Origin of the sequence: Collinsella aerofaciens (genome assembly GCF_964243765.1) — a bacterium.
Classification (GTDB): domain Bacteria; phylum Actinomycetota; class Coriobacteriia; order Coriobacteriales; family Coriobacteriaceae; genus Collinsella; species Collinsella aerofaciens_BU.
Genome location: NZ_CAXTGI010000027.1, coordinates 1 through 1,330, shown reverse-complemented (window position 1 = coordinate 1,330; position 1,330 = coordinate 1). Strand labels below are relative to the sequence as shown.

The window sequence follows — 1,330 nt, the reverse complement described above, 5'->3', positions numbered from 1 at the left end:
TCAAAATTCTCCAAGCCAGGCTTCAGCAATATGTGAACCGAGAACTTCCAGATGTACAAGCTGGATTTAGAAAAGGCAGAGGAACCAGAGATCAAATTGCCAACATCTGTTGGATCACAGAAAAAGCAAGAGAGTTCCAGAAAAACATCTACTTCTGCTTTATTGACTACGCCAAAGCCTTTGACTGTGTGGATCACAACAAACTGTGGAAAATTCTGAAAAAGATGGGAATACCAGACCACCTGACCTGCCTCCTGAGAAATCTGTATGCAGGTCAAGAAGCAACAGTTAGAACGGATATGGAACAACAGACTGGTTTCAAATTGGGAAAGGAGTACATCAAGGCTGTATATTGTCACCCTGCTTATTTAACTTATATGCAGAGTACGTCATGAGAAACGCTGGGCTGGAAGAAGCACAAGCTGGAATCAAGATTGCCGGGAGAAATATCAATAACCTCAGATATGCAGATGACACCACCCTTATGGCAGAAAGTGAAGAGGAACTAAACAGCCTCTTGATGAAAGTGAAAGTGGAGAGTGAAAAAGTTGGCTTAAAGCTCAACATTCAGAAAACTAAGATCATGGCATCTGGTCCCATCACTTCATGGCAAATAGATGGGGAAACAGTGGAAACAGTGTCAGACTTTATTTTTTTGGGCTCCAAAATCACTGCAGATGGTGACTGCAGCCATGAAATTAAAAGACGCTTACTCCTTGGAAGGAAAGTTATGACCAACCTAGATAGCATATTCAAAAGCAGAGACATTACTTTGCCAACAAAGGTCCATCTAGTCAAGGCTATGGTTTTTCCAGTGGTCATGTATGGATGTGAGAGTTGGACTGTGAAGAAAGCTGAGCACTAAAGAATTGATGCTTTTGAACTGTGGTGTTGGAGAAGACTCTTGAGAGTCCCTTGGACTGCAAGGAGATCCAACCAGTCCATCCTAAAGGAGATCAGCCCTGGGTTTTCTTTGGAAGGAATGATGCTGAAGCTGAAACTCCAATACTTTGGCCACCTCATGCGAAGAGTTGACTCATTGGAAAAGACTCTGATGCTGGGAGGGATTGGGGGCAGGAGGAGAAGGGGACGACAGAGGATGAGATGGCTGGATGGCATCACTGACTCGATGGACGTGAGTTTGAGTGAACTCTGGGAGTTGGTGATGGACAGGGAGGCCTGGTGTGCTGCGATTCATGGGGTCGCAAAGAGTCGGACACGACTGAGCGACTGAACTGAACTGAACTGAACCTTTGTTATCTGCATTCATAGATAGTGGTCTGTTCAAGGAAAGTGTAGTATCCATAGCACTGTCTGAGAGACATGCATG

The 1,330-nt window shown here is 44.6% G+C and carries 2 protein-coding genes; both read left to right on the top strand.

The annotated features are described in order from the left end of the window. Positions 1-395 (top strand): reverse transcriptase domain-containing protein (locus tag ACESSC_RS09810; protein ID WP_373162741.1); only part of this gene is annotated, 395 nt, incomplete at its 5' end. Further along, on the top strand, positions 353-865 hold the full coding sequence (locus ACESSC_RS09805) for a reverse transcriptase domain-containing protein (RefSeq protein WP_373162739.1): 513 nt from the start codon (positions 353-355) through the stop codon (positions 863-865). The genes ACESSC_RS09810 and ACESSC_RS09805, both read left to right, overlap by 43 nt. The last annotated feature ends 465 nt before the right edge of the window (positions 866-1,330 follow it).